The sequence below is a fragment of the Edaphobacter lichenicola genome, assembly GCF_014201315.1.
Lineage (GTDB): Bacteria > Acidobacteriota > Terriglobia > Terriglobales > Acidobacteriaceae > Edaphobacter > Edaphobacter lichenicola_B.
In genome coordinates, this window is sequence record NZ_JACHDY010000001.1 from 213,388 (window position 1) to 233,199 (window position 19,812).

General features: G+C 59.8%; 16 protein-coding genes. 3 read left to right on the forward strand and 13 right to left on the reverse strand.

The genetic code is table 11. From position 1 onward, the window contains the following. Positions 1 to 213: 213 nt before the first annotated feature. From clpX to HDF09_RS00900, 4 genes are all read right to left on the reverse strand, one after another. Complete coding sequence (clpX, locus tag HDF09_RS00885) at positions 214 to 1,500, reverse strand: ATP-dependent Clp protease ATP-binding subunit ClpX (RefSeq protein WP_183760363.1); 1,287 nt, start codon at positions 1,498 to 1,500, stop codon at positions 214 to 216. Positions 1,501 to 1,665: 165 nt separating this feature from the next. Beyond that, on the reverse strand, positions 1,666 to 2,256 hold the full coding sequence (gene clpP, locus HDF09_RS00890; protein WP_026336315.1) for an ATP-dependent Clp endopeptidase proteolytic subunit ClpP: 591 nt from the start codon (positions 2,254 to 2,256) through the stop codon (positions 1,666 to 1,668). A gap of 55 nt (positions 2,257 to 2,311) precedes the next feature. Beyond that, entirely contained in the window at positions 2,312 to 3,733 is a 1,422-nt protein-coding gene (gene tig, locus HDF09_RS00895) for a trigger factor (RefSeq protein ID WP_183760365.1), read from the reverse strand. A 210-nt stretch (positions 3,734 to 3,943) separates the two neighbouring features. Next, on the reverse strand, positions 3,944 to 5,272 hold the full coding sequence (locus tag HDF09_RS00900) for an aldose epimerase family protein (protein ID WP_183760366.1): 1,329 nt from the start codon (positions 5,270 to 5,272) through the stop codon (positions 3,944 to 3,946). Between the two features lie 100 nt (positions 5,273 to 5,372). On the opposite strand from HDF09_RS00900, the gene HDF09_RS00905 reads away from it, so the two are divergent. Continuing rightward, positions 5,373 to 6,089, forward strand: a complete 717-nt coding sequence (locus HDF09_RS00905) for a uracil-DNA glycosylase (RefSeq protein WP_183760368.1) — start codon at positions 5,373 to 5,375, stop codon at positions 6,087 to 6,089. Positions 6,090 to 6,382: 293 nt separating this feature from the next. Further along, positions 6,383 to 6,679: a YtxH domain-containing protein gene (locus HDF09_RS00910; RefSeq protein WP_183760370.1), complete on the forward strand. Its 297-nt coding sequence runs from the start codon at positions 6,383 to 6,385 to the stop codon at positions 6,677 to 6,679. 10 nt (positions 6,680 to 6,689) lie between these two features. On the opposite strand, the gene HDF09_RS00915 is transcribed toward HDF09_RS00910, so the two are convergent. The 7 genes from HDF09_RS00915 to HDF09_RS00945 form a co-directional block, all read right to left on the reverse strand. Next, positions 6,690 to 6,899, reverse strand: a complete 210-nt coding sequence (locus tag HDF09_RS00915) for a hypothetical protein (RefSeq protein WP_183760372.1) — start codon at positions 6,897 to 6,899, stop codon at positions 6,690 to 6,692. A gap of 209 nt (positions 6,900 to 7,108) precedes the next feature. Next, positions 7,109 to 9,577, reverse strand: a complete 2,469-nt coding sequence (locus HDF09_RS00920; protein ID WP_183760374.1) for an ATP-dependent Clp protease ATP-binding subunit — start codon at positions 9,575 to 9,577, stop codon at positions 7,109 to 7,111. A gap of 501 nt (positions 9,578 to 10,078) precedes the next feature. Then, positions 10,079 to 10,942, reverse strand: a complete 864-nt coding sequence (locus HDF09_RS00925; protein WP_260180845.1) for an ABC transporter ATP-binding protein — start codon at positions 10,940 to 10,942, stop codon at positions 10,079 to 10,081. 162 nt (positions 10,943 to 11,104) lie between these two features. Beyond that, on the reverse strand, positions 11,105 to 11,596 hold the full coding sequence (locus tag HDF09_RS00930; RefSeq protein ID WP_183760376.1) for a carboxymuconolactone decarboxylase family protein: 492 nt from the start codon (positions 11,594 to 11,596) through the stop codon (positions 11,105 to 11,107). After that, positions 11,589 to 12,878 (reverse strand): FtsX-like permease family protein, encoded by a 1,290-nt coding sequence (locus HDF09_RS00935; protein ID WP_183760378.1) that lies wholly within the window; start codon positions 12,876 to 12,878, stop codon positions 11,589 to 11,591. Before HDF09_RS00935 ends, HDF09_RS00930 begins: the two co-directional genes overlap by 8 nt. 132 nt (positions 12,879 to 13,010) lie before the next feature. Further along, a complete protein-coding gene (locus tag HDF09_RS00940; protein WP_183760380.1) occupies positions 13,011 to 13,658 on the reverse strand; it encodes a trimeric intracellular cation channel family protein in 648 nt (215 codons plus the stop codon). Continuing rightward, a complete protein-coding gene (locus tag HDF09_RS00945) occupies positions 13,658 to 15,889 on the reverse strand; it encodes a hypothetical protein (protein ID WP_260180846.1) in 2,232 nt (743 codons plus the stop codon). Before HDF09_RS00945 ends, HDF09_RS00940 begins: the two co-directional genes overlap by 1 nt. Positions 15,890 to 16,004: 115 nt before the next feature. On the opposite strand from HDF09_RS00945, the gene HDF09_RS00950 reads away from it, so the two are divergent. After that, a complete protein-coding gene (locus HDF09_RS00950) occupies positions 16,005 to 16,688 on the forward strand; it encodes an MOSC domain-containing protein (RefSeq protein ID WP_183760383.1) in 684 nt (227 codons plus the stop codon). A 16-nt stretch (positions 16,689 to 16,704) separates the two neighbouring features. On the opposite strand, the gene HDF09_RS00955 is transcribed toward HDF09_RS00950, so the two are convergent. Next, positions 16,705 to 17,712, reverse strand: coding sequence for an NAD(P)-dependent alcohol dehydrogenase (locus HDF09_RS00955; protein WP_183760385.1), 1,008 nt, complete (start codon positions 17,710 to 17,712; stop codon positions 16,705 to 16,707). Between the two features lie 213 nt (positions 17,713 to 17,925). After that, positions 17,926 to 19,755: a SpoIVB peptidase S55 domain-containing protein gene (locus tag HDF09_RS00960; RefSeq protein WP_260180847.1), complete on the reverse strand. Its 1,830-nt coding sequence runs from the start codon at positions 19,753 to 19,755 to the stop codon at positions 17,926 to 17,928. Between the last annotated feature and the right edge of the window lie 57 nt (positions 19,756 to 19,812).

Genomic DNA, 19,812 nt, shown 5'->3' on the forward strand with positions numbered 1-19,812 from the left:
GCCGGAAATGATGCAACGGCGTTGCGGCTTCAGGTGATTGTAATTCCTCACGCCTCATAAAGGTATTCCACAAATACAACTGGAAGGGAATTGAAAAATATACTCGGCTGTTAAAGCAGCAATCGCAACGACAAGCGATATCGTTGCGACCCACTGAACATCAAAGCTAATCTCTCCTGTCAGGCAATCTATGCGCCAGACCGATGATCTAGCCTAGCCTGCTTTTTCCAGCAGCATCGGCAGCGTCAGGCTGTGCTTCTTCACCATCTCCGCCGTGATCGAAAGTTCCTTGACCTTCTTGTTTCCTGGAACGTAGTACATCAGATCCAGCATCAGCTCTTCGAGAATCATCCGCAGACCACGCGCCCCGACCTTCCGTTGCAGCGCCTCGCGAGCGATCTCTCGCGCAGCCTCGTCCGTAAAGATCACCTTCACGCCTTCGAAGTCAAACAGCTTCGTATACTGCTTCAAGATCGCATTGCGCGGCTTGGTCAGAATCTCAACCAGGGCCACCTCATCCAGCTCGTCGAGGATTCCCAGCACGGGCAGCCGCCCAACAAACTCCGGAATCAACCCATACTTCAGCAGATCCTGAGGCTCCGCCTGACGCAGCAACTCCGCATCTCGCTGTGCCCGGATCGGCGTCACATCGCCGTCCTTTGCATCCGGATCGGCAATCGCCTTGAACCCAAGCGCCTTCTTGCCAATCCGTCGCCCGATCACCTTCTCCAGCCCGACAAAGGCCCCGCCGCAGATGAAGAGGATGTTCGTCGTATCAACAGCAGTAAACTCCTGGTGCGGATGCTTCCGTCCACCCTGTGGCGGCACATTGGCGACCGTTCCTTCCAGCAGCTTCAACAGCGCCTGCTGGACCCCCTCACCCGAAACATCACGCGTAATCGAGGGGTTCTCATCCTTCCGGCCAATCTTGTCGATCTCGTCGATGTAGATGATCCCGCTCTGTGCCCGCTGTACGTCGCCATCTGCAGCCTGCAGCAGCTTCAGGATGATGTTCTCAACGTCCTCGCCCACATACCCGGCCTCGGTCAGCGTCGTGGCATCGACAATCGCAAACGGCACGTCGAGCATCTTCGCCATCGTCTGTGCCAGCAGCGTCTTACCCGACCCGGTCGGTCCCACCAGCAGAATGTTCGACTTCGCCAACTCCACATCGTTGCCGCGTGTCTTGTTCATCTGAATCCGCTTGTAGTGGTTATAAACCGCCACCGCGAGCTTCTTCTTCGTCTGGTCCTGCCCGATCACATACTCATCCAGAAAGGCCTTTACCTCCTGCGGCTTAGGCAGATGCGCCGGCGCAGCGCCCGGCTGGGTCTCGGTGCGGTCGTCTTCCAGAATCGAGTTGCAAACCGCCACGCACTCATCGCAGATATACGCCCGCGGATAGTCCGAAGGCGACGAGATCAGCTTGGCAACGGCGTCCTGCGATTTATGGCAGAAAGAACAACGAAGAGATTCGTCTGAGCCCCGTGAAGTTTTCATAGATGCGACTACTCCTGAGTCCTGCGCGCAACAAAGTCTTACTGTAAGTTTACACCCGATTCAACTTACAAAGCATGGTCCGAAAGGCACCGCAGTACCCCAAAATGGTCATATGCGAAAGAGCCCGAACCAGTGGCCCGGGCTCTCCCAATAGCACTGCGGTAACTAGGTGCGGGGCCGATCGATGATGTCGTCGATGATCCCGTACTCCTTCGACTGCGCGGCTGTCATGATGAAGTCGCGCTCCACATCCCGCTCGATCCGCTCCAGCGTCTGGCCCGTGCTGGCGCTCATCAGCTTGTTCGTGATCTCGCGAATCCGCAGAATCTCCCGCGCATGGATGTCGATATCGGTAGCCTGTCCGCTCAACCCGCCCATCGACGGCTGGTGGATCAGAATCCGCGAGTTCGGCAGAGCAAACCGCTTGCCCTTCTTGCCCGCCATCAGCAGAAACGCCCCCATGCTGGCAGCCTGCCCGATGCAGAACGTCACGACATCGTTCTTGATGTACTGCATCGTGTCGTAGATCGCCAGACCGGCCGTGATCGATCCGCCCGGCGAGTTGATGTAAAGCTGAATGTCCTTCTCCGGATCCTCGCCGCTCAGAAACAGCATCTGCGCAATGATCACATTGGCGATGTTGTCATCGATCGGCGTGCCCAGAAAAATGATGTTGTCCCGCAGCAGACGGCTGTAAATGTCGTAGGCGCGTTCGCCCCGGCTCGTCTGCTCGATCACCATCGGTACTAGTCCCATAACGCTCTCTTTCTAAAAGATCTTTAAACAGAATCCTCTGTTTTGTTTTTTATATCTACGAAGCCAGCTTCTCGTAGAGCACGCTTCCAGTCTTCTCGCGCCGCATCTGCTCGCGAATCCGGTCCAGCCCGCCATCGTTCGACAGCCTGTCACGAAGCGTCTCCAGCGGCTCACGCGACTGAATCGAGAGCAGCAGCAACTCGCGCTCCAGATCCTCTTCGCTCAACGTGACGCCCTCCACCTCGGCGATGCGATCGAGGATCATCGAAACCTTCACCTCGTTCACCGCCAGGTCGCGCTGCGAGGCACGCAGCTGCTGAAAGTCCAGCTTGCGCATATCCTCCACCTTCATGCCCTGTTGCGCCAGAGCCCGCAGCCCGCGATCCAGCCGCGCCTCGATCTGCTGCTGTACAAACGCCTCGGGAACAGGGAACTGGAACTTCTCAATGAACTCGCCGAGCATCTTGTCCTTGGCGGCGCTCTCGAGCGCGCTCTTCTTGCGATCCGAAGCATGCTCGCGCAGCTTGTTCTCGAACTCCTCCCAGCTCTCGTAGTTACCCAGCTGCTTGGCGAACTCCGCATCGCGCTCCGGGAAGCTCTTGTATTTGATCCCCTTCACGGTCACGTCATAGCTCACCGTCTGGCCCGCAAGCCGCCGCTCGCCGAAGTCCGCCGGATATTCCACTTCGAACTTCAGCTCCTGCGCAGGCTTCGCTCCACGCAACGCTTCGTTGAAGGCAGCCAGTGTATTCTTTCCGCCAATCTCGATCAGCACATTCTCGCCCGTAATCGGCTCGGTGTTCGAGACGCTCTGCACGCCATCTGCGGTCACCGTCTGCGCCAGGTCTTTCACCTCGCCGCGAAACTGAATCTCCGCCCAGTCGCCGTCCACCAGAGGCCGATCCTCCTCCACCGGCTCGACCGTTGCATGGCCATCCAGCACGCGCGCCAACTCGGCACTGTACTCCTCATCGGTCAGCGCAGCCTCAGGCTTCGTCACCGAAACGTTGTCATAGCCGGCAACGTCGATCTCCGGCGCAACCTCAAACGCAGCCTTGAACTTCAACGGCTGTCCGTCGAACAGCTGCAGGTCCAGCAGCTGCGGCTCCGACACCGGGCGCAGCTGCTGCTCATCAATCGCCTTGCGGAAGCGCTCCGACACCAGGCTCTCCAGAACCTCCTGCCGAATCTCCTTCGCAAACTTCGAGCGCACCAGCGTCTCCGGCACCTTCCCGGCACGGAAGCCAGGAATCCTCGCCAGCTTCTGATACTTCTTCACCACGCTCTTGAAGCTCTTCGATACTTCATCAGCGCCAACCTCAACGTCGATCTCCCGGGTCAGCTCCGGGTTCAGCGCGGGTGCATGCTGATGGGTGTGCTCGTGATCGTGGTGGTCATGAGCGTGGTCATGATGCTCATGGTCATGCGTCGTCGTTACTTCTGGCTGCAGCTCTGCAGTCTCATTGGTCTCTGTCATCTCAGTCGGGGTCAAATCCATGCCTTCTAAAGTGCGCCTGTGTATGCCGCGCCGTCGCCGTTATCCTGACGAGCGCGAACCACGCCTCTTATCTACTGTACGAGTCCCGGTACGAGGGGGTCAAACCAGCGTCGCCCTTCGCGCCGTTCCGGATCTCCGCAAAGTCTCCGCAAACTCCGCCCCAAAACTCCAGACCCCGAAAATCCAACCCTAAAAGCGTTCCGGCTGGGCCGAATCTAAGGAAAATATCTCCAGCCTCACCCTCCACTGCGTGGACTCGCCCGGCTGCAGCATGACCATCCCGGTATCTTCCCCCCTGGCCCACTCATGCCCGAAGGGATCGTCGTAGTTGAACTGTGGCTCTATCGAAATATAGGATCCGTCCAGCGGGGCATACACTCGCAAAGCCTTGATGGTAGCCGAGGTCGCAGTAATTCGCAGCCCGTAGCCGCTCTCAGGATCGCGCAACTCCGCCACCGGACCATCGGCCATCATTCCGCGCTTCAGTTCCACAAAGCTGTCGTCGAGATTCAGCGCACCCAACTGCGCCCCCTGCCCGGTAAAGTCATACTCGGTCCCCGCCACCGGCAGCAGTCTTCCACTCAACTCACCTGTGCGGCGATCCTTCACCTCCGCGCGAAGGCCCTCCGGCAACCGCAGCATCATCTGCCCGCGATGTCCGCTCAAAATCGCAAACCGAGGATGCCAGCCAATCCCGATCGGCTCCGCGGTATCGCCGATATTGTGGGCGACGATCTTCATCTCAATCACCCTGCCGCTCAACACCACGGTCGTATTGATCTCAGTCTGCGAGAGCCAGTGGCCGTCGAAGTCCCCCGGACGAAACGTCGCCCTTGCCTCTCCTCCATCCGGCATAATGTTGGTGCTCGTCGTAGTCGACGGCTCCTTCAGCAGCAAGCCGCCGGCAGCAACCGCACTGTCCAGCCCATAGCTATCCTTCACCCCCGTCGGCAGGTTCAGATGAACTCCGCGCCACATGGACATCAGTCCACCATCCGGCGTCCGCGCCCCATAGATCCGGCCCGCCCACGGAGCCTCAATCGCCGCGCCCATCGCAAGGCTCTTTGTCCCCGTAGCGTCCGCCCCACTGCCGCTCAACTGCTCCGCCGCACTCTCCAGCGGCGGCGAAGCCAGCAGATTCACCTCGCCCTTGTCTGGAAGATAGGCCGAGATCTGCAGCATATTCATCCCGCGCCCCGGCATCAACGTCGTTGACAGAAACTCAGGGCCGCTCCCACCCACCAGCTGGGTGCGCTGCAGCGTGATCACATCCTGCCCACCCGGTCGAAAGACAATATCCTGCTTCGGCTTGGCCCGCAGCTGCTTCTTCAGCAGCGCAAACTGTCCCAGCCTGTGGGTCCGCCAGCCAAACGCCAGACCCGCAATCAGCAGTCCCAGAACCAGCACCGTCAGCAGGCCGGAGCGCATCACCGCGGCATGCCAGATACTTCTACGCCGTCGGACCGCCCACTGCTTCAGAAGCGCCCAGTACATCCTGCTCAATCTTGGATCTTCCAACTTTCCGCCTATTCCCGTCGTGATATACGAACATCATTCTACCGAGTTGTTTGACGCACCAATCTCCCATCCCGTCTCCCACCAACTATCATTGGAAGCAGTGACCCCGGCCAACCCACAAAGTACGTCTCCCCTCCTGCAACAGATTCGCGAAACCATCATCACCTGCGAACGTTGCCCTCGACTTCGTGACTACTGCCGCGGCATCGGCGCGACCAAACGCCGCGCCTACCTCGACCAGACCTACTGGTCCCGCCCCGTTCCCGGCTTCGGCGACTCGCGCGCCCGTATCCTCATCCTCGGCCTCGCCCCAGGCGCCCACGGAGCCAACCGCACCGGCCGCCCCTTCACCGGCGACGGCTCCGGCGACTTCATGTACCCCGTCCTCCACGAGCTTGGCCTCGCCAGCAAACCCCGCGCCATCACCCGCGACGACGGCCTCAGGCTTCGTCACGCCTGGATCGCCTCCGTCGTCCGCTGCGCCCCGCCCGGCGACAAGCCGCTCCCTCAAGAGATTCGCAACTGCAGCACCCACCTCGCCCAGGAGATTCAGGCTCTGCCCCGAGTGCGCGTCGTCGTCTGTCTCGGAAAGATAGCCTTCGACGGATACATGGCCTTCCTCCTCGAAACCGGCGTCATCGCTCGCAAATCGGACTACCGCTTCTCCCACGGGGCAGAGTACCTCCTCCCCAGCGGCCTACATCTGCTCGCCAGCTACCACCCATCCCTGCGCAACACCAACACCGGCCGCCTCAACCGAGTCATGTTCACACGCATCTTCCTGCGGGCAAGGGAACTGGCCGGACTCGTCGTCTAAAGTTCGTTCTTTTCTCCAAACACATCCAAGGCAAAAAACGCCGGCCCCACGATCATTGCAAGAAAAACCAGCCCGATCACCACGTCTTTCATCGTTCACCTCTACCTCACTCTAGCCCGCGCCTCCCCTCCGCTGCGCAGCATGGGAAAGCGGGGCAACCGCGTCGCCATTACCTCGAAAGATTCCCTCTAACTGCTTCAAAACCTTCACCATGTCAAATAAAAAGCCAACCAATTGGCGCTTCGGCGAATCATACTTTTCAGGAAAGCGAAATCTCGCACGAGGTACTTCGAATGAGTGCAAAGAACTACTGGTTTGCGTTTGGCATCGGCGTCAGCGCAGGAGCCGCAATCGCTCTCCTCTACGCTCCGCAAACAGGAATCAAGACGCGCAAGCAACTCCGCAAACGTGCGGAGGATGCAGGCGACTATCTCGAAGATGCAGGCAACTATCTCAAAGCCCAGGCCGAGCGTCTCAGCGACGAGGCCCAGAAGGCCATCAAACGCAGCAAAGGCCAAGTGGATTACGCCATCGACAAAGCAGGCGACGCCGTAAACAGTGCCGTCAAGACCGCTCAATCGCTAGTCTAGCTCTCACGATCTAGCTCTGCTGGTCTGATTCTCTTCCTCCCAACAGGTCTGGATTTTCTGCACCAATCTGCCTTCTCTGGAACGCGAACATCCCGGGCCCCTCCGGGTTGTTCGCGTTAACTTCATTCCCCGAAACAGCCGTAATTTTGACCCTGAGCGTAGTCGAAGGGGAAGAATCCCTGTATTTTGTATTTGCATTTGTTGTTGTCTGTTCTTTCACTCACCCTCAAAAAAACATCGTCATTTCGACCGAAGCTGTTCACGGCCTCATCATGAACAGCGCAGTGGAGAAACCTCCGTATTTCGTCTTTGTGTTGTCTGTTCTTCACCTCACACCACTTCAAGTATCTGAAGCTTCGGCACACTCCAAAAAATCAAACGCCCCGGCGGTCAGCCGAGGCGTTTGAAGTCGAATCCGTACTAACAGCACTAAACAGTAGTCAGTTCAAGCCCAGCCATCTTCTCTTCACCATCGGCAGAGATCGGACGGTAGTACAGCTTGTTGTTCTCCATGTACACCTCAAGGAACGCAGGCCGCTCGACGATCCCCCCGCCGATCAGCGCCTCCGACAAAGGATCCTCGACAAACCGCTGCAGCGCCCGACGCAACGGCCGTGCCCCATAGCTGCGATCCGAAGCCGTCTTCTCGATGATCCACTTCTTCGCATCATCGGCCACAGAGATCGTGATCGCCTTGTGCACCAGGTTCACGTTCAACTGCTGCACCAGCAGCTCGAGAATCTGCATCAGGTCCGCATCCGACAGCGACGTGAAGATGATGATCTCGTCCAGACGGTTCAGGAACTCTGGGTTGAAGGTCCGCTTCACCTCGCCCCGCACCAGTTCCTCCATCTTGTCGAGAACCATATCCTCCTTCTCGCTCTGGAAGCCCAGCCCCTGCCGCTTCTGCAGATGCTTCGCTCCAATGTTCGACGTCATGATGACGATGCAGTTCTTGTAGTCGACTGTGTTTCCAAGTCCATCGGTCAGCTGCCCATCTTCAAACACCTGCAGCAGCAGGTTGAACACATCCGGATGCGCCTTCTCGATCTCATCGAGCAGCACCACGCAGTACGGATTCCGCTTCACGCGCTCCGTCAGCTGGCCGCCCTCCTCATAACCCACGTAGCCCGGAGGCGAACCGATCAGCTTGCTCACAGAGTGCTTCTCCATGAACTCAGACATATCGAAGCGAATCAGCGCCTTCTCGCTGCCAAACAGGAACTGTGCCAGCGTTCGTGCCATCTCCGTCTTACCCACGCCAGTAGGTCCAAGGAACAGGAAGCTTCCAATCGGCCGAGCAGGATTCTTCAACCCCGCACGCGACCGTCGAATCGCCCGCGCCAACGCAGAGATCGCCTTATCCTGCGAGATCACGCGCTTGTGCAGCTCTTCCTCCACCCGCAGCAACCGCTGCGTCTCCTCTTCCTTCAGAGACGTGATGGGCACGCCAGTCCAGCGGCTGACGACATCCTCAATATCCCCGCGCGTCACAATGCCCGCCGAAGAGTCATCCAGGTGATACTTGTCCCGCAGCGCCCGCAGATTCTCCCGCTCCTTGCGCTCCTCATCCGAGTAGAACCGAGCCTTCTCGAACTCATGATTCGCAATCGCGTTCTCCATCCGGTGCACGATGAACTTGATCCGCTTCTGTACCTCGGTCAACTCTTCAGGCATCGAGGTCTGCCGCAGCTTCACGCGCGCACCAGCCTCATCGATCAAGTCGATCGCCTTATCCGGCAGGAACCGATCAGGAATATACCGGCTCGAGTGCGACACCGAGAACGTAATCGCGTCGTCGGTATAGCTCACCGCATGGAACTTCTCGTACTTCTCCTTGATCCCCATGATGATCTTGATCGCATCTTCTTCGTTCGGCGGAGGCACCTTCACTGCCTGGAAACGCCGCTCCAAAGACCGATCCTTCTCAATCGACTTCCTATACTCCGCAGGAGTGGTCGCGCCGATGCACTGAATCTCTCCGCGAGACAGAGCAGGCTTGAGGATATTGGCAGCATCCAAAGACCCCTCCGCCGACCCAGCGCCCACCAGCGTATGCAACTCGTCGATGAACACGATCGAGTTCTGATTCTCCATCAGCTCCTTCATGATCGTCTTCAGTCGCTCTTCAAACTGTCCGCGATACTTCGTTCCCGCAACGATCAGCGAAAGATCCAGCGCCAGCACCCGCTTGTCCGCGAGAAAACTAGGCACCTCGCCATCAGCGATCTTCTGCGCCAGCCCTTCAACAATGGCAGTCTTACCCACACCAGGCTCACCAATCAGCACCGGATTATTTTTCGTGCGCCTGCACAGAATCTGGATCACCCGATCCACTTCGCTGTCTCTGCCAACCAGCGGATCCAGCTGCTGATCCATCGCCGACTGCGTCAGGTCCCGAGAAAACTCCGCCAGCATACTCTGCTCGCCGCGCTGTCCCTTGCTTCCGCTCGAAGACGGCGTCTTCTCCTGCGTCGTCCGCTGCAGCTCCTCGCGAATCGCCGGCAGCCGCAACCCACGCTCCTGCAGAATCTCTGCCGCAAAGCACTTCTCCTCACGCAGCAGTCCCAGCAGCAGATGCTCGGTCCCAATATGTTTGTGCGAAAGCCGCTCTGCCTCCTCCGCCGCATACGCCAGCACCCGCTTGCACTCGTTCGAGAGCGGCAGATCAACCGAAGTCGATACCTTCTCCCGAATCGTCGTATGCCCTTCAATCTGTTTGCGTATCGACTCCACCGACGCGTGCGACCGCAAAAAGCGGTTCGTCAATGCCTTGTCCTCACGCAACAAACCGAGCAGCAGGTGCTCCGTCTCGATGTAAGGCGACCCAAACTGACTGGCCTCATAGCGGGCAAAAAAGATCACCCGCCGCGCCTTCTCCGTATAGCGTTCGAACATATATCCCCTTCAAGCCGGCCACCACTTAGCCCGAAGGCCGCATAGCGCCGTTGGTCCCTACAACCATCTCCGTGCCGCTCACTCCCGGAGACAAATCAGGCTACTTCAACCTGCGAAGCATCCATCCCACTACTTCCTAGTGTAGTCGTCCCCGCAAAATATTCGAAATCCCTCGAAAGTTATGCATAACTTAGCACTCTTTTAGACGAAGCCTGTGCAAAACCAGCACCAAATTAGGTGCACTTCTAGGAACTGTGCTTCCTTCTCTTGATTAGATGATTTGCCAAACAGGGAAGAAGCAGGATTGCAACTCGCTGAGGGATCGTAAGATCGCGAACCGAAGCCGGGCCGAAAGCTATCTCAGCCGAACCGTCCTTCCCGAAAAAGAACACGAAGTCGAATCAATCGCTGCGGCAAAATCTGCGAATCAACTCTTACGTACGTGAAGTTTCAAACCGTGGACGCCCAAAACAGTCCGTGAGAGCCCAAGCACAGTCGCGTTCAATCCCGCGCACTCTCTTCCGTTCGCGCTCGACCGTCCCCCGCTCGCCCATCCACCAGCCGCCCCTCCCGCAGCTTCAGCACCCGATCGCACCTCTCCGCAAACTCCAGATTATGCGTCACCAGCACGCTCGTCAGCCCATGCGCCTCATGCAGCCGCTGAATCAAGCTGAACACCGCCTCCGCCGTCTTCCCATCCAGATCGCCCGTCGGCTCATCGGCCAGCAGCAGCCTCGGTTCCGTCACCAGCGCCCGCGCCAGGCTCACCCTCTGCTGCTCCCCCCCACTCAACTCCCCCGAGCGATGCTCCGCCCGATCCCCCAGCCCCACCTCCGCCAGCCAGAACTGCGCCTTCTCCAGCGCCTCCGCCCGCCTCATCCCGCGAGCCAGCAGAGGCATGGCAGCATTCTCCAGCGCAGAAAACTCCGGCAACAAATAATGAAACTGCCACACATACCCCACATCCCGATTGCGAAACTCCGCCGCCTGCTTCGGCGTAAACGAGCTCAACCGGCTCTCCCCGCACCAAACCTCACCTGCCGTCGGCGTATCCAGCGCCGCCAGCAGATGCAGCAGCGAGCTCTTCCCCGCGCCGCTCTCCCCCACAATTGCAACCATCTCGCCCGCATGAACCTTCAGATCCAGCCCTCGAAACAACTCCAGCGCCGGCCGCGCCGCACTTGTGCTTGAAGACCCTTGGCTCGCCGAACCTGTGCGTGAAGACCCACCACTCGAAGCAACCGCCGCATAGATCTTCGTCAGCCCAACCGCCCGCATCACCACCGTCCGCTCCCGCACCACCGGCAGCGGCTCCAGCGTCCCCTCATTCTCAAACCGAACATCGCCATCCAGCGAATCGCTCAACCCTTCACCTCATCCATCTCCAAAGAAACCGTTATCTCCGAGGAAACATCCTCTCAACCCCAAGAAAGCATCCTCTCAACCCAAAGAAGCGTCGTCTCGACCGGAGGCGGCGCTTTTTGCCGCCGTAGTGGAGAGACCCTCGCATTTCTTCTTCTCCGCCACTTACCTCTCCATTGACGATTGTTCGACACTCGTCCCCCCGCCGTCGCCATGTCCCAAGTGCGTCCCCAGCGCAATCGAGATCCGGTTCCAAGCATTGATCGTCGTAATCACCAGCGTCAAATTCACCGTCTCCACCTCGGTGAACTCCGCCCTCACTGCCTCATACAAAACATCCGGAGCATGACCCTCCTGAATATTCGTCACCGCCTCCGCCCACGCCAGCGCCGCCCGCTCCCGCTTCGTATAAATCTCCGAGTTCCGCCAATCCTCCACACCCGCAATCCGCTCCGCCGTCTCATTCATCTTCCGCAGCTCCGACGTATGCAGACGAATGCAGTACTCACACCCATTCATCAACGAAGCCCTTAGCCTCACCAACTCCCGCAACGAAGCCTCAAGCCCCGTCTCCGTATTCAGGTAATGCTCCAACGCCGACATCTTCGCCAAACCCTCAGGCGCCAACTGCCCATACTTCAATCTCGGATTACTCATACCGTAAAGCCTCCGCTGGCAACACCTTCGCCGCACTCCCACTCGGATAAATCGTAGCAATCAAACTCACGCCCAAACTCACCGCCGCAACAATCACCGCATCCAAAACCCGCGGCGCGAACGGCAGATAATCAATCGAATAAACCGCCGCATCCAGCCGAATAAATCGGTAATGCCCACCCAGCCAACTCAATCCATAGCCAAGAATCAACCCAAGCACCGTCCCAATCACCGAGATCAACAACCCCTGCATCAGAAAAATCCGCCGCACCTGGGTCCCACTCACCCCAAAGCTCATCAGCACCGCAATATCGCGCGTCTTCTCCATCACCATCATGGTCAGCGCAATCAGAATATTCAACGCAGCCACACAAACAATCAGCGCCAGCACAATAAACGTCACCACCTGCTCCAGCTTCAGCGCACGAAACAGCTCACGATTCTGCTCCATCCAGTTTGTCGTCTGAAACCCCTTGCCAGCCGCATCTTCAATCGCCCTTCCCACGCGATCCGCATGATAAAGATCATCCACCTTGAAGCTGATCACTGAGATCAGATCCGGTTCACTGAACAACCTCTGCGCATCCGCCAACCGAAGAAACGCATAGCTCGAGTCATACTGATAAAACCCCGACTTGAAGATTCCCGCCACCTGAAACCGCTCATACTTCGGCACCAGCCCCAGCGGCGTCAACTCCCCCTGCGGACTCGTCACCAGCACCCCATCCCCCACCTTCGCCCCCAGCGACTCCGCCATATCCTGCCCAATCACAATCGGCGGAATCTCCCGCGACACACCTCCTCCGCAATCATTCCGCGCACTCGTCCCACCCCCACAAGGAGCAGCCGCAGCAACCGGCTCCAACGCCGCAGCCGACCCCTGCACCACACTCTGCAGCAGATCCCCCACCGTCTTCTCATCCTTCGGAATCACGCCCTTCACCAACCCGCCCCCACTCCGCGCACCCTTCGAGATCAGCACCTGCCCATACAACCCCGGAGCCGCCGCCACCACATGCGGCACGCCACGAAGCCGCGCCAGCAGCGGCCGCCAGTCCCGTATCCCATCCCCCGCAACCCGCATCAGGTCCACGTGCGAGGTCGACCCCACCAGCCGCTCCTGCAGATCCCGTCTCATCCCATTCGTAATCGCCAGCGCAATAATCAGCGAAGCCACACCAGCAGCCACGCCGATCACCGAGATAGCCGTGATCACTCCCACCACAGCCTGCCGCCGCTTCGCCCGCAGATAACGCGCCGCAATAAAAAATTCAAATCGCATCGAGTTCCAGCTTACTATCCGCCCCAGCCGAGCAACGCGAGGCCCCAAGCCTCTAACCCACCAAGACAAGGTATACAAGTCACGAAGTGACCGCCCCACGCGAAGTGGGCCCGTCCGGCAGGACAACCAGTCTCAGTGCGCCACCACCTTCGGCAGATTCCAATGCCGCGCCACCGCCACCATCCGCAGCACAAAGCAACAAACCCCACCCACCGTCATCGCAATCGTCCTCGGCACCTTCAGCCACAGCCCGATCACCATCACCACCGCACCCGCCAGCGCCGCCGATGCATAAATATCCGTATTCAAAATCCCCGGCACCCGCGTCATCAGCACATCCCGAATCGTTCCGCCGCCCACACCAGTCAGCACACCCATCAGCACCGCGATCATCGGATTGATCCCAAACTCCAGCGCCTTCGCTGCACCCGCCATCGCAAACAGCGCCAACCCCGCCGCATCCAGCGTAATCAACAACTGCTGAGGCACATGCTGAAACGACTGATAAAAACAGAACACCGCACCACCACCCGCAAACGCTGTAGCTCCATACCGCCAGTCGCGAATGCTATTCGGAGGCACCGCACCAATCAGCAGATCCCTCACTGTCCCACCACCCAGCGCCGTCACAAACGACACCACCAGCAGCCCCAGCAGATCCAGCTCGCCACGAATCCCCGCCAGCGCCCCCTCCACCGCGAACACAAACGTCCCCACCAGGTCCACCGCCAGCAGCACCACATCCTGCCTGTACTTCGGGAACCAGTCCCGCACCGCCATTACCGCACCACCGCCTTCACCGCGACGACATTCTCATACCGGTCATACACCCTCACCGCCAACACATGCTCCTTCGCATCATTCACCGGAGCAGTCGCCGCAGGCACAGCCACGGTAAAGTCATATCGCTCCGCCAACGAATCCGAAACCTTCCCCACCGGCTCAAGATACTGCCAAGGTCCCGCATCAATCGAGTACTCCGCGTGCGCGATCGGCGAAGTAGCATCCCGCACCTCCAACGTCGCATGAATAAAAGTCGAGGCAGCTTTGTTCGGACCGCTTTGTTCAAATAAAGTCTGTTTCGTGGCCGTTAACACCCCAGGCACCGGCGGCGTCGTATCCACCACAAACACCTCGCTCGCCCGCTCTCCCGTCAGCGCCTCCGCATCCGTATGCACCGGAGCATCGCTCGCCACCACCTTCACCTCATAGCTCCCATCAGGCAGCAGCGCCGAATCGAAGCTATAGACCCTCTCCGAGATCTTGTCCTTCAGCAACCGCCAGTTCGCCTCACTCACCCCGCGATACCACACCGCGAACATCAGTTCATCGCCGTTATCGTCATGCGCCATCCACCGCACCGTCACCGCGGTCTTATCCTTCTGCGCCATCAGCGGAGCAGCGTTAGCATCCGTAGAAAAACTCACCGCAGGCGTAGCCCCCGCAGCAGCAGGGAAGGCCACCTGCACCGTAGCATTCGCCGCAACCGGAGCCACCGGCGTCACCCGCGCCCCCGGCTGCACCACCACCTCATCCACCACCGGAGCCAGGTTTCGCTGCAGATAGTTCAACCCCACCGCATCCACCGATCCACCACTGCGCAGCACTGCCTTCCACTGCACAAATCGTCCCGGCGGAACCGCAAAGCTCCCATCCGCGCTCACGCGAGCCCACTCGCTCCACCCCATCACCGGGCTCTCCACATTTCCGCTCCGCACAAACAGATCGAACCCCGCAGCCCCACCAGATCGGACCTCCGCGCGCCCCCACCGCGAAAAGCTCTGCGCATCGAACACATCACTCGTATAAGTCGCCGCCTGCGCAACCCCATCTCCCAGCCGAAACACCTTGCCGCTATTACTCGTCGCCACCAACAGCCCATCCTTCACCGCAGCAAACGCCATCCCCTGCGAAGCCTCCAGATGCGCCACATCACTAAACCGCCCACTACCATTGGTATCGACCCGATACACACGCCCACGATTCCCCGTAGCCGCCAGCAAGCTCCCACCCCGGACCGCCAGCGCATACACCACATCATCCTTCAGCGTCAGCAGCTTCTGCGGAGCACCATCCGCCCCAATCCTGTAAATCTCCGACCCATCCGGCACCAGCGTATTCGTCCCCGCCGCCGTCGACGACCCCGGCTGCACAAACGTAATCGTCACCCCCACGCCCCCCGTCACCGGCAGCTGCGGCAGCGCCGAGTGTCCCTTCGTCCCCACTCCCGCCGCATACACATCGCCCGCTGCATCCATCGCCAGCGCCGTGATCTCCCGCCGCCCCGCAGCGTAGGCCGCAAACGGCTTCGCCCCCGCCGTCCCCGTCGCAAACCGATACACCACACCCGCGCCATCCGACCCAGCCCACAACGTCCCATCCGCCGCCAGCAACAGGCAACGAATATGCTGATCCGCCGTCCTGAACAAAACCTCCGCCTTACCGCCGCCCGCCGCCACCCGGTACACCACCGCCGGAGCCCCCGCCGCCACATAAACCTCGCCGCCTTTACCCACCGCCAGATCCCAGAGATACTTCGGCCTCTCCTCCGTAGTCGAAGGATCGAACACCACCGCCGCCGCCCCACCACCCGCAGGAATCCGATACACCTTCCCATCCGGCGAGGTCGCCGCCAGCACACTTCCATCCGCCGCCACGCGGACCGCCTGCACCGCCAGCTCCTTCCCCGCAAAGATCTCCGTCGCCTTCCCCTCAGGCGTCACCTTCATCACCACGGCCGACCCCGCCGCCGTTCCACCCAGCCCCACATAGCCGTTCCCCGCAGCATCGCTCACCAGCGCCCACGCATAGCTCTTTCCCGTCTCATATACCAGCGAAGCAGCCGGCCCCGCCTCCAGTCGTCCATCGCTGCGGATCGTCACCCCCTCCGCATTGCCTTTCTCCATCTCGTCGTAGCGTTCCACGCTCCACAGCTTCGTACCCTGCGCGCTCGCCCACCCAGACAGCAGGGAAGACACCACTAATCCCGTAACCAACACTCGTCGCATCATCACCCTGAGTCTAAAGTATCTACGCGGTCCCCAACGCGATCCCCGACGCAATCTCAGACGCGATCTCCGAACGACGAGGTCGACGCACTCCCAACCTCAGCCTAAAATCGATCACGTGACGAAACCCGCCACCATCCAGGCAGTCTTCACCGGCCAGCCCAAATCCATCACCGACAAGCGCGGCACCTGGACCTCCTCCATCTTTCGCGATCGTGTCGATGGCCCCGTACGGGTCTCCCTCCGCGGACTAGCCGGAGACAAGGTCGCCCAGCCCTATCATGGAGGTCCAGGCGCAGCCCTCTGCGTCCATCTCACCGATCACTACGCCTTCTGGAACACCCGATACAACATGAACCTCGAAGCCGGGAATGTCGGCGAAAATCTCACCCTCGACGACCTCGCCGAAGATCAGGTCTGCGTAGGCGATCGCGTCCGTCTCGGCACTGCGCTCGCTCAAGTCAGCGGCCCGCGCATCCCGTGCGCCAATCAAGCACGTCGAATCGGACGCCCCGACTGGATCAAGCTCACCATTCAAGAGAATCGCACGGGCTTTTATCTGCGCGTCCTTGAGCCGGGCACACTTCAGCCGGCAGACCCCTGGATCATCGAGGAACGACTCAACCCCGAAGGCTCGATCCCCGCAATCAACCGCTGCATGTATCTGAAGTTCGATCCAGACTACGCCCGCCGAATGCAGGAGATGTCCGGCCTCGAATCATGGTGGAAAGACCAGGCACGCGAAAAGATCGAAGACCGAACCGGCCACTGGACCTCGACCATGAAGAACGGAGGCGACTAGCAGCAGCTAGCCTGCTCTAGTTCGTCAAAACCGCCCGATACCTCACCTGGTTCTTCTTCACCTTGGTCACCGCATCATTTGCTTTGGCCATCGCAAACCGCTCCGTAATCGCCTTCACCCCATGCCGAGCCGCAACGTCCAGCATCTCGCTGATCTCCTGCGGACTCCCGGTATTGCTCCCCGCAACAGCCTTCTGGTGCGTAATCAGCGACCCCCCCAGAATCGGCATCGGAGAAGGCGGCGCCCCAACAATACACAGAGTCCCCTTCGGCCGCAGCGCATTCACATAAGCCTGCCACTCCTGATCCGCGCCCACCGTCGAAAGCAGCAGATCAAACGATCCCGCAACCTTCTTCAGCGCTCCCGTATCGCGTGTATTCACGAAGTGATGCGCACCCAGCTCCTTCGCCTCGGCCTCTTTGTCCTTCGAGGTTGAAAACGCCGTCACCTCCGCGCCAAACGCCTTCGCAAACTGCACCCCAAGATGCCCCAGCCCGCCAATCCCGATCACGCCCACGCGCGACGACGGCCGCACCTCATAGTTCCTCAGCGGAGCGTACACCGTAATTCCACCGCACAGCAGCGGAGCCGCATTCTCGCTCTCAAGCGCCGCAGGCAAGGGAATCGCAAACCGCGAATTCACCCGGACCCTGTCGGCAAACCCGCCATTGCGTCCCACGCACGTTGGTTGTGCCTTCGCGCACAGCTGCTCCTGCCCCTGCCGGCACCACTCGCAGATTCCGCAGCTATCGGCCTGCCAGCCAATCCCCACGCGCTCGCCCATCGCGCGGTCCTTCACACCCGAGCCCACTCCCACAACAGTTCCCACAATCTCATGGCCCGGAATAAACGGATACTTGCTGATCCCCCAATCGTTATCGATCAGGTAGACATCGCTGTGACATACGCCGCAGTGCGAGATCTTTACCTCGACCTCATTGGCTTGCAGCGCGCCCGGATCGTATTTATAGGCTAGTAAGTGTGCGCCGGCCGCATGCACAGCGAGACCATGTATTTCACTCATTCGAAGTCTTTCCCTTTTGGCGCAGAACATATCCGCCGCGCCGACCCTTTGATGCTATCTACCCTTTGATGCTACCTGATGCTACAACACCCAACCGGAGCAAAAAAACATCCGCACGCTAATCGCACCCGATCGCAACAATCGTGTAACAAGACCTGCCTCAGCACTTAGAAAACTGGCAGGACAGTCTCTGGCCCGACCTCATTCCACCCACTACCGCACCACCAGGTTCAGCACCTGGTAGCCACTCACCGCATATCCCGCCTCCACCGACCCCGCACTCACAACACTCTCTCCTGTCAGCTGCATCTTCTGCGCCTCTTTCAACGGCTCGAAGATATTCGCCATCGACAACGGAACCTCAGGCAGAGCCTCGCCCTCCAGCACCACCTGCGCCGAATGATTCAGCAGCGTCACATAAACCCGATCGTTCTCATGAATCCTGTTCAGCGCCGCCACCGTATCGGCCAGCCCCACCGACCGCTCCGCCCCCGTCTTCGTTGTCAGCTTGTCCACCGTCGCGCCATCGCTCACCACCACCCGCATCGACCCCGCGCTCACATCCTCCGGCAACCTCACCTTCACCCGCACCATCCGAGCCTCAGCCTGGTAAGGATGCACCACCGCCTCCACCTCAATCTCATCCCCCGCCCGAGCCTCCATCCTGCTCAAACGCGCCGACTCCAGCACCGCCGACATCCTCGCCGGAATCGCCTCCACCCTCAGCCTCACCCCCGTTACCACCGGCTGATCCAGCGCATTCCCATACACCTTGCTGAACCGGTCATTCACCAGCAGAGCCGCGTTGATCGTAGCCGGATTGAGCTCGTTCTGCGTCATCAACCCCTGCATCGCAACCGGCGGCAACCCCTTCAGCTCAATCTCGCCCGACAGCCGATAGCTCAACTCCTCCGCCGCCGTGTTATTCGTCTGCAAACTCTGATACACCGACACCACCATCGCCGACGGAGTCAGTTGCCGGTTATCCAACACCTCAAAGTGCAGCGTCCTAGTCTTGGCCTGCACTCCCTTATCCATTGGAGGAGGCACCACCTCTACCACCACCGGAATCATCCGCGCCTCCACCCCAAACCGCCCCATAATCGCCGAAGCGCGATCCTCCGTAAACGCCCCCACCGTCTCGGTTGTATTGATAATCTTGAACGCATTCAGCGGCGACGCCAGCGAAGCCAGTACCGTAGCCTTAGTCATCGGCATATCCACCGGCCCATACTGCGTAATCGGATGCCCGCACGCCAGCAGTCTCGTCGGGTCCACATACGTCACCGTGCAAGTCCCCGCCATCGACAGATCCCCCCGCACCAGAACCGCGCTCACCGCACTGCCCGGCACCAGCGGCTCCGGCTGCACCGCGGCAGAGTCCGCCCCGCCCAGCCCAACCACCGGCGTCAAACCCATCGCCCGGAACCGATCCCCAAACCGCTCCACCGTCTCCTGGCTGAACCCGCCCATCACCAGCGGAGTCTCCATCGCCCGCATCTCCGGCTGCCCCTCAAACTCCCGGCTCACAGAAGCCAGTTTCATCCCCGCCGCGCCATCCTCATCCCGCACCTGCAGCATCGACTCGATCGGCGTAATCCCCGCAATCGGCTCCTTGCTGAACTGCCCAATCCGATAACTCAGCGCCCCCACCAGCCGCCCATCGATGTACACCGGGCTTCCGCTCATCCCCGCCACCACGCCCGTGTACTCCGGCTTATCCCCATGCAGCCGAGCCAGAATCATGTCCTGCCCCGGCCCCAGCGCATCCTTCAACAGCCCAAGAATCTCCACCTGCATCGGCTCCGGGTTCACCCCTTCGAAGACCGTATAAGCCACCCCGCGCATCCCCCGCCTCACCTCAGCCAGAGGAAAAAATTTAGTCACCGCCGGAGCCACCGAAGGCGCTGCCACCGCAGTCCACCCGCCCGCTCCACTCACAGCCTGCGCCGCCGCCCGCGGCCCACCCAAAAGCACAGAACTCCCCAACACCCCGCCCACCATCAGGCCAGCCATCCCCAACCGAGTCTTTACCGCATCCATCACGTCTACAGACTACTAGTGTTCCGTCTTTAAAGTTCTTTTCAGACACAAGACCAG

What these genes read in the sequence shown, in the direction of transcription:
- HDF09_RS00960 (WP_260180847.1), bottom strand. Translation starts at nt 19,755, where the DNA reads ATGGATGCGGTAAAGACTCGGTTGGGGATGGCTGGCCTGATGGTGGGC.
- HDF09_RS00945 (WP_260180846.1), bottom strand. Translation starts at nt 15,889, where the DNA reads ATGATGCGACGAGTGTTGGTTACGGGATTAGTGGTGTCTTCCCTGCTG.
- HDF09_RS00955 (WP_183760385.1), bottom strand. Translation starts at nt 17,712, where the DNA reads ATGAGTGAAATACATGGTCTCGCTGTGCATGCGGCCGGCGCACACTTA.
- HDF09_RS00935 (WP_183760378.1), bottom strand. Translation starts at nt 12,878, where the DNA reads ATGCGATTTGAATTTTTTATTGCGGCGCGTTATCTGCGGGCGAAGCGG.
- clpP (WP_026336315.1), bottom strand. Translation starts at nt 2,256, where the DNA reads ATGGGACTAGTACCGATGGTGATCGAGCAGACGAGCCGGGGCGAACGC.
- HDF09_RS00920 (WP_183760374.1), bottom strand. Translation starts at nt 9,577, where the DNA reads ATGTTCGAACGCTATACGGAGAAGGCGCGGCGGGTGATCTTTTTTGCC.
- tig (WP_183760365.1), bottom strand. Translation starts at nt 3,733, where the DNA reads ATGACAGAGACCAATGAGACTGCAGAGCTGCAGCCAGAAGTAACGACG.
- HDF09_RS00940 (WP_183760380.1), bottom strand. Translation starts at nt 13,658, where the DNA reads ATGGCGGTGCGGGACTGGTTCCCGAAGTACAGGCAGGATGTGGTGCTG.
- HDF09_RS00930 (WP_183760376.1), bottom strand. Translation starts at nt 11,596, where the DNA reads ATGAGTAATCCGAGATTGAAGTATGGGCAGTTGGCGCCTGAGGGTTTG.
- clpX (WP_183760363.1), bottom strand. Translation starts at nt 1,500, where the DNA reads ATGAAAACTTCACGGGGCTCAGACGAATCTCTTCGTTGTTCTTTCTGC.
- HDF09_RS00910 (WP_183760370.1), top strand. Translation starts at nt 6,383, where the DNA reads ATGAGTGCAAAGAACTACTGGTTTGCGTTTGGCATCGGCGTCAGCGCA.